This window comes from Aquaspirillum soli, from assembly GCF_054781915.1.
This window is the reverse complement of the sequence record NZ_BAAGTM010000031.1, coordinates 1-3,589: the sequence shown is the minus strand read 5'-3', so window position 1 is coordinate 3,589 and position 3,589 is coordinate 1. Positions and strand designations below refer to the sequence as shown.

8 protein-coding genes are annotated in these 3,589 nt (G+C 48.5%); all 8 read right to left on the bottom strand.

Features of this window, described 5'->3' with window-relative positions; all coding sequences use genetic code 11:
• Positions 1 to 122 precede the first annotated feature (122 nt).
• The 8 genes from ACYVJG_RS12860 to ACYVJG_RS12825 all read right to left on the bottom strand — a co-directional run bounded on the left by ACYVJG_RS12860 (position 123) and on the right by ACYVJG_RS12825 (position 3,093).
• Positions 123 to 416, bottom strand: coding sequence for an addiction module antidote protein (locus ACYVJG_RS12860; protein ID WP_460431404.1), 294 nt, complete (start codon positions 414 to 416; stop codon positions 123 to 125).
• Positions 413 to 730, bottom strand: a complete 318-nt coding sequence (locus tag ACYVJG_RS12855) for a type II toxin-antitoxin system RelE/ParE family toxin (protein WP_460431403.1) — start codon at positions 728 to 730, stop codon at positions 413 to 415. The genes ACYVJG_RS12860 and ACYVJG_RS12855 overlap by 4 nt, the downstream gene beginning before the upstream one ends.
• Before the next feature lie 131 nt (positions 731 to 861).
• On the bottom strand, positions 862 to 1,122 hold the full coding sequence (locus ACYVJG_RS12850) for a DUF2442 domain-containing protein (RefSeq protein ID WP_460431402.1): 261 nt from the start codon (positions 1,120 to 1,122) through the stop codon (positions 862 to 864).
• Positions 1,123 to 1,134: 12 nt separating this feature from the next.
• Positions 1,135 to 1,404, bottom strand: coding sequence for a DUF4160 domain-containing protein (locus ACYVJG_RS12845; protein ID WP_460431401.1), 270 nt, complete (start codon positions 1,402 to 1,404; stop codon positions 1,135 to 1,137).
• Between the two features lie 360 nt (positions 1,405 to 1,764).
• On the bottom strand, positions 1,765 to 2,046 hold the full coding sequence (locus ACYVJG_RS12840; RefSeq protein ID WP_460431400.1) for a type II toxin-antitoxin system YafQ family toxin: 282 nt from the start codon (positions 2,044 to 2,046) through the stop codon (positions 1,765 to 1,767).
• The gene (locus ACYVJG_RS12835; RefSeq protein WP_460431399.1) at positions 2,033 to 2,299 is read right to left on the bottom strand and encodes a type II toxin-antitoxin system RelB/DinJ family antitoxin; all 267 of its coding nucleotides are present in this window, start codon (positions 2,297 to 2,299) and stop codon (positions 2,033 to 2,035) included. Before ACYVJG_RS12835 ends, ACYVJG_RS12840 begins: the two co-directional genes overlap by 14 nt.
• A 281-nt stretch (positions 2,300 to 2,580) precedes the next feature.
• Positions 2,581 to 2,829, bottom strand: a complete 249-nt coding sequence (locus ACYVJG_RS12830) for a DUF2442 domain-containing protein (RefSeq protein WP_460431398.1) — start codon at positions 2,827 to 2,829, stop codon at positions 2,581 to 2,583.
• A 9-nt stretch (positions 2,830 to 2,838) separates the two neighbouring features.
• Positions 2,839 to 3,093, bottom strand: coding sequence for a DUF4160 domain-containing protein (locus tag ACYVJG_RS12825; RefSeq protein WP_460431405.1), 255 nt, complete (start codon positions 3,091 to 3,093; stop codon positions 2,839 to 2,841).
• Between the last annotated feature and the right edge of the window lie 496 nt (positions 3,094 to 3,589).

Genomic DNA, 3,589 nt, shown 5'->3' with positions numbered 1-3,589 from the left:
TTGGGCGCTGACAGGTAGCGCCTCCGGTCAGGAACTGGCCGAGGTGGGGAGCGGTGGACGTTTCGCCGTGCTGAACCACGAAACTCACGCTGTACCGGCGCTAGCCGGTCAGCGGGAGTAGTTCATCCAACTGGCTGTATGGGTTCAGCATGTAACGTTATGCCAAGGGCACGAATTACTTTGATTATTGTGTCGTAACGAGGTTTTGCGCCCGGTGTCAGTGCTTTGTAAAGACTCTCTCGCCCAAGACCAGCATCTTTGGCCAGTTGTGTCATACCACGAGCACGGGCAACCGTTCTGACCGCCATAAGAAAGGTATCAGGGTCGGGATCTTCAAGTGCTTCTGATAGATAAGCGGCAATAGTCTCTTCGTCATCAAGGTAGTCTGCTGCATCAAATGGGGTGAAATGTGTCATGGTGTGCACTCCTTCGGTAGATTATTCGCCATTTCTATTGCCTGTCTGATATCAGCTTGTTGTGTTGATTTATCGCCGCCTAATAACAGTAAGTAAACAATGTCACCACGGCGAGTAAAATAAATACGGTAACCCGGGCCATGGTGGATACGCATCTCAGATACCCCCTCTCCAACTGGCTGACAATCACCAAAATTTCCTTGCTCTGCACGACCGATTCGTAAGGCAATTTTAGCTTTTGCTGTTTTGTCTCTTAAGTGGGCCAGCCAATTATCAAATTTTTCTGATTTAAGGATGATATTAATGCTAATCATTGTATCCGATAAGATACAATTGTAAAGAAAAATGAATCAATACAATGTTCTGTCAGGGGGGAAATACCCCGAAAAAAAACCGCCCCACCCAATTAAGGGCGAGGCGGTTCGGTGTTACGTACGGCGGCTCTTCAAGTCCTTGTTGCGCCCAGATTGATAACAGGCGAGGACAGCTCGTAGAGGGTTTCTGGATCGATATCAATATTACCTGGCCAAGCTACTGTGCCATTTTCAATAAAAGCGGCTAAAAAAGCTTTATCTAATTTAAGACGAACCCATGGTTTTTGATCAATATAGGGGGCCATATTAAAGCGCCGGCACTCACCATTTTCAAATTTAAGATTCAGTATGAAATCTTGTTGTGCCTGAACATCAATTACGTCAAGTAGCATAGCAAGGTCCCTTTATTTTAGTGGATCAATCCGGAAGGGCTCGACCCCTTCTTTCGCTAATTCCCAATCTGCCAATAATTCTTCTCGATGTAAGTCGACCCATACCTGCACCATCCGTAGTTGTCGAAAAGGTAATTCACCGGCAAGCAATGCACCGTCTTCAATTGCAATTGAGGCACGGTGGTTTTGGTAACGCACATGAATATGTGGAAGATGATGTTTCTCTTTAATTTCAAAAAACATCGAAATAATAATGCCATAAAACATGCTAATCGTTGGCATGGTGGTGTCTCCGGTGTTGAGATGTGAGGATTATAGTCTGGTAGAAAAACAAGCGCAGTGCAGCATGGCAGATAAAGGCAGGGTGTTTGTTAGATAGTTGAATAAATACAATTTGTTAGAGATATGTAGGGGCAGGCCCCCGTGCCTGTGATAGTCAATTTTTTCGCCTACGAAACCCACGCCACTGAGGGGAATAAAAAAAACCGCCCCACCCAATCAAGTGCGAGGCGGTTCGTGTTACGTGCGGCGGTATTTTGCCGTTTGCCGGTGTCGGTTTTGTTGGGTTGCCAGATAATCGGCATTCCAATGTTCACCGATTTGGTGGGCACGGAAATGTGCCCACTACCGGGCTAGACAGTCTCACCCGAACAGCTCGCTGTGTGAGCCAAGCCGCGCCAGTCTCAAGGTGTCGGCATCCGATTTACGGTAAATCAGCAGCAAATCAGGCTTGATGTGACATTCTCGATAGCCTGCCCAATCGCCGCTCAGGTCGTGGTCACGGTATTTGGTATCAAGTGGCTGATCGGTCGCTAGCGCCACGAGAACCGGCCTTAGATCGTTATCAAGCGTAGCCCTGTGCTGCCCCTTCGCCTCACGCTTGTAATCGCGTTTGAAAGCTGATGCGCGGTCAATCGTCCGCATGTAGGTCTGCCATCAAGTCATCGACACTAGCAAACCGCTTTCCCTTCCCTGCCTCTAGCTCGGCAATGGCCTTGCGCGTAGTGGCGTTGGGCACCTTTACATCGAACGGCAAACGGCGCTCTTCGGCTACGCGCAGCATCAGTAGGCGGATGGCATCAGAGATAGACAGCCCCATTGCTTCGAGCGCGTCAGCGGCGCGCTGCTTGGTGTTAGTGTCAATGCGGGCGCGTACATAAGTGTCGGCAGTGCGCATGATGGTTTGCCTTGGATCGGTTTAGGAGTCCTCCATTGTAGTCTTATTGTGACTACACAACAAGGATGTAGTGGTCAAGTTTTTCGCCCACCAAACCCATCACCAATCACGCCCAAAAAAAACCGCCCCACCCAATTAGGGGCGAGGCGGTTCGTGTTACGTACGGTGGTGTTTTGCCGTTTGCCGGTATCGGTTATGTTGGGTTGCTGAACAGTCGGCATTCCAACGTTTACCGATTTGGTGGGCACGGAAATGTGTCCATGCTAATGAATTCACGTGGATTACGCTGCTTTCGATGTAATCAAAGTTGACTTGTCATAGAGTGTTTCCGGTGCGATGTCGATTTCACCTGGCCAGACGACAGTACCGTAATTGACTTGAGCAAGAGAGAAAAACCCCTGATTTTCTAGCCTTTGAAAAACGGGATAATGCAGATAAGGCCGCATGTCGAATTGACGTTGTTCGCCGTTGGAAAATATCAGCAATAGTTGGTAGTCGGGTTGTGCTAGTACGGATTTGACGGTAATCATATTGTTTCCTTAGCGCAAAGGTTCGATAGGGAAAACCGGTTCACCTTTTACAGCAAGTGCCCAATCGGCCATCAATTCTTCCTCATGAATGGCAATCCAAGCCTGAACCAAACGCAGTTTTTTCGGTGGAAGCTCACCTTCGAGGAGAAGGGCATCTGGTAACGATACAACGGCTTGTTGACCTTGATATTCGATATGGAGGTGTGGGAGATGATGTTGTTGCGTGTCCATGAACAGCATCCGAATTATAATGCCATAAAACATGCTAATCGTTGGCATGGTGGTGTCTCCGGTGTTGAGATGTGAGGATTATAGTCTGGTAGAAAAACAAGCGCAGTGCAGCATGGCAGATAAAGGTAGGGCGTTTGTTGGATAGTTGAATAAATACAATTTGTTAGAGATATGTAGGGACAGGTCTCTGTGTCTGCTCTGTGATAGTCAAGTTTTTCACCCACCAAACCCATCACATCCCCGAAAAAAAACCGCCCCACCCAATTAAGGGCGAGGCGGTTCGTGTTACGTACGGCGGTGTTTTGCCGTTTGCCGGTGTCGGTTTTGTTGGATTGCCAGATAGTCGGCATTCCAACGTTCACCGATTTGGTGGGCTCAGGGATATGTCCACGCAATCCACAAAGTAGATACCGTCTTGGGCGTCAACTGATTTTGGCGTAATCAGCCTGATAGAGCTGACGAGTTTTCCACACACCGAAGCATAAATGCACCAACTTGCGCATGGCCGCTCCCAAAGCGGCCATCTTGC

What these genes read in the sequence shown, in the direction of transcription:
- ACYVJG_RS12860 (WP_460431404.1), bottom strand. Translation starts at nt 416, where the DNA reads ATGACACATTTCACCCCATTTGATGCAGCAGACTACCTTGATGACGAA.
- ACYVJG_RS12855 (WP_460431403.1), bottom strand. Translation starts at nt 730, where the DNA reads ATGATTAGCATTAATATCATCCTTAAATCAGAAAAATTTGATAATTGG.
- ACYVJG_RS12850 (WP_460431402.1), bottom strand. Translation starts at nt 1,122, where the DNA reads ATGCTACTTGACGTAATTGATGTTCAGGCACAACAAGATTTCATACTG.
- ACYVJG_RS12845 (WP_460431401.1), bottom strand. Translation starts at nt 1,404, where the DNA reads ATGCCAACGATTAGCATGTTTTATGGCATTATTATTTCGATGTTTTTT.
- ACYVJG_RS12840 (WP_460431400.1), bottom strand. Translation starts at nt 2,046, where the DNA reads ATGCGGACGATTGACCGCGCATCAGCTTTCAAACGCGATTACAAGCGT.
- ACYVJG_RS12835 (WP_460431399.1), bottom strand. Translation starts at nt 2,299, where the DNA reads ATGCGCACTGCCGACACTTATGTACGCGCCCGCATTGACACTAACACC.
- ACYVJG_RS12830 (WP_460431398.1), bottom strand. Translation starts at nt 2,829, where the DNA reads ATGATTACCGTCAAATCCGTACTAGCACAACCCGACTACCAACTATTG.
- ACYVJG_RS12825 (WP_460431405.1), bottom strand. Translation starts at nt 3,093, where the DNA reads ATGTTTTATGGCATTATAATTCGGATGCTGTTCATGGACACGCAACAA.